The organism is uncultured Candidatus Kuenenia sp., assembly GCF_900696675.1.
GTDB classification, from domain to species: domain Bacteria; phylum Planctomycetota; class Brocadiia; order Brocadiales; family Brocadiaceae; genus Kuenenia; species Kuenenia stuttgartiensis_A.
Genome location: NZ_CAADGZ010000222.1, coordinates 1 through 2,907 on the forward strand (window position 1 = coordinate 1; position 2,907 = coordinate 2,907).

The 2,907-nt window shown below is 39.4% G+C and carries 3 protein-coding genes and 1 pseudogene; 1 reads left to right on the forward strand and 3 read right to left on the reverse strand.

Annotated features, from left to right (window positions below):
- A pseudogene (locus QZT26_RS17050) lies at window positions 1–100 on the reverse strand (IS200/IS605 family transposase); the annotation flags it as partial.
- A gap of 389 nt (window positions 101–489) precedes the next feature.
- Between QZT26_RS17050 and QZT26_RS17055 the strand changes: the two are divergent.
- Window positions 490–1,719: a (Fe-S)-binding protein gene (locus QZT26_RS17055; RefSeq protein WP_099326064.1), complete on the forward strand. Its 1,230-nt coding sequence runs from the start codon at window positions 490–492 to the stop codon at window positions 1,717–1,719.
- A gap of 366 nt (window positions 1,720–2,085) precedes the next feature.
- On the opposite strand, the gene QZT26_RS17060 is transcribed toward QZT26_RS17055, so the two are convergent.
- Both QZT26_RS17060 and QZT26_RS17065 read right to left on the reverse strand, forming a co-directional pair.
- Window positions 2,086–2,418, reverse strand: coding sequence for a hypothetical protein (locus tag QZT26_RS17060; RefSeq protein WP_099326063.1), 333 nt, complete (start codon window positions 2,416–2,418; stop codon window positions 2,086–2,088).
- Window positions 2,415–2,762, reverse strand: coding sequence for a GxxExxY protein (locus tag QZT26_RS17065; RefSeq protein WP_099326062.1), 348 nt, complete (start codon window positions 2,760–2,762; stop codon window positions 2,415–2,417). Before QZT26_RS17065 ends, QZT26_RS17060 begins: the two co-directional genes overlap by 4 nt.
- Window positions 2,763–2,907 lie beyond the last annotated feature (145 nt).

The window sequence follows — 2,907 nt, forward strand, 5'->3', positions numbered from 1 at the left end:
CTACTTGACCAGTAAGTATTCTTAGACGATATTTTGGTGTCCAAAGAATATGATATTGACAATGCCATATCGTATGCGATAATTTGCGAAATCGACTCATTTGTTACTCCTTTGTTGATGTTGTGGGACAACTCAACTTAGATTGTAACAATGAGTCGTTTTACTGGCAAAGCCTTTAAACTCTGACCACGCCCACAGGGCGTGGTTTTCCACATTATTAATAAAATGTGTTTTCCTACGACAAGTGCCAGTTTAACATGATTTTTACAGAATTCTACAAAAATTTATAGATATTAAATAATTTACCTATACTGTGTTTGCGGTGTAAGAATAAAATGTCGCAGTAGTACTAATGCCTGTTTTTTATAATTGATTGCTTATAAACAATTATGATTTATACTATTTGCAACAGCATCGTATTGTTTTTAATACAACAGGGTCTGCAAAAGGGGAGGCGGTACAAGCGTTTTTCCCTTTTTTTGAATAACCATGGATAATAACGCCTTCAAAACTGAAATTGACAAATGTGCGAAATGCGGGAAATGCCGCTCCATATGCCCGGTTTTTTTAGAAACCGGAGAGGAATCAATGGTTGCGCGGGGGCGCATCAGTCTTGCTGAGGCAATCAGGAATGGTGAGATTTTTTATACGGAACGGTTAAGAGATTATTTGCTATCCTGCAAAAAATGCTTTCGGTGTTCCAGTATCTGCCCTTCAAATGTTGATTACGATTTAATCATACAAACGATGCTGAATGACCTGGCAAATCACATTGGGATATGGTTTATTCCCCGTATTATTTTCAGGGTCGTTTTAACCCGCAGGTGGCTTTTTAATTTTTTCTTAAAAACCGCAAGTATTTTTCAGCGTATCATACCGTTAAAACAACGTGGCGCCATGAGACACCTCCCCTTTGCACTTATGGGAGGAAGATGGATTCCTCCATTGGCAAAGAAACCCGCGTTGGACAAATGGCATTCTTCCCGGACAAAAACAAACACTGCAAAAATGCGGGTTGGGTTTTTTGTAGGATGCCTCACCAATTATGTTTATCCGGACATCGCCGATGCGGTTGTTGAGACACTTACCCACCTTGGCGTGGAAGTAATTGTACCAGAAGAACAGTTGTGCTGCGGTATTCCAGCGAATTCGTTGGGAGACTTCAGGACAGCGCGTAAACTTGCAGAGATAAATAGCCGTGTATTTGAAAGTGAAAATCTGGATTATATTGTCACCGCATGCGCCACCTGCGGCAGGGCATTACGGAAAGATTATTCACGCACATTGAACGACCCTTGCCAGATTTTTGCAAAGAAACTGTACGACGTATCTGAGTTTATTGAAAAATATTTACCGTACACTATCAAGCCGCTAAAAACGAAAATTACCTACCACGACCCCTGCCATCTTTACTGGGGACAAAATATTTCAAAACAACCCAGAAACATCCTGAAGCTGTCCGCCGATTTCCATGAAATGGATACTCCGGAACGGTGCTGCGGGGGTGGTGGCGTCTTTAATCTGTTGCACTACGATCTGTCAATGAAGATTGCCGAATACAAGGCAAAGGCTATTGAAAATAGCAAGGCAGAGGCCGTTGCAACAGGCTGCCCGGGCTGCCGTCTGCAAATTGAGGATATACTTGCCACAAAAGGGTCAAAAGTCTCCTGCACTCACACAATACAGGTGTTGCGTGATGCATTGCTGAAAAATCCTTAACTATTCCGCCACAGACAAGAAATAAAAAATACGAATTTCGAAGTGCGAAGTGCGAAATCCGAAACAAATCCGAACAACAAAGCATAAAATTCAAAATAAACCCAAAATATCCCTTTCTGCGTGCAATCACACTTTGAAAGTGTCATTTAATGTAATACTTTAGTCTTTTGAAAAAGCAAAATGCTTTTCCGAAAGTTCCGAAGACCGGGCCAAATATTCAATATTCGATTCTCAATGTTCAATTCTCAAGTTGTTGCTCATTTGCCGCTATTCTTTTACATTAAGCATTAGTTTTCAAAAATGTATTAACGTATCTTTTCACGGTGTTTTTTTCAAAAACTAATGTTCCTGCTTATTTTTAGGGGGCTATTTAAGTATTTCCACCGCCACCCCCATTTCTATCATATCGGAGATAAAAGAAACGGTGCCGGTATGGTCAGGGCAATAACAGTATCCACCCGGAATTGGCCATTCGATACAAGTACATCTTGGGTCTATTCGCGGGTCAAAATTAATAAAACACCAGGCAGGTTTCGTTGTTGCTCCAATACCAACACCATGTAAAAGTCTTTGAAATTCCAGATGGTTATTACGAATAGGTGTCTTGTGTATACGTAAGGAGTCTATGGTTAGGTAGAAAACTATGGTTATTATAAGGAAGGCGATGGCGCTTAATACAAAAAAGGCGTTTTTATTCATTGATTAATAAAAAAAATTAACCACAAAAATAACCCCAGTTTGTAATTCCCTAACTTCAGATAGGTGAGGGTTTGTGCAAGGTGAATATTATTTAATGCGTCAACACTTTTTATTTCAAGCACCAATTTATTCTCTACCAACAAATCTATCCTGTAGCCACATTCTAATTGTACTTCTTCAAAAAACAGCGGCATCGGTTTTTCTTTTTCTACAAAAAGTCCTGATTTGCTAATTTTGTAATACATACACTCTTTGTATGCGCTTTCCAGCAAGCCGAGACCAAATGCATTATGTATTTCTATTGCTATCCCTATAATTTTATGTGAAAGCTCGTTTTCAGTCATTGTGTCCTATGTGGTTAGTCTTTGTACTACTATCCATCAATTTCTTGTTTTTTATGCGTGTTTTTCATGCCGCCATTTCCGTAAGTGCTTTAATATCAAGGGCTGAAGCGGTCATCAGTGAACAAGAGAACTTCTGGCCTTTCTC

Excerpts from the sequence above, each read along its gene's own strand:
- QZT26_RS17055 (WP_099326064.1), top strand. The coding sequence starts at position 490 with ATGGATAATAACGCCTTCAAAACTGAAATTGACAAATGTGCGAAATGC.
- QZT26_RS17060 (WP_099326063.1), bottom strand. The coding sequence starts at position 2,418 with ATGAATAAAAACGCCTTTTTTGTATTAAGCGCCATCGCCTTCCTTATA.
- QZT26_RS17065 (WP_099326062.1), bottom strand. The coding sequence starts at position 2,762 with ATGACTGAAAACGAGCTTTCACATAAAATTATAGGGATAGCAATAGAA.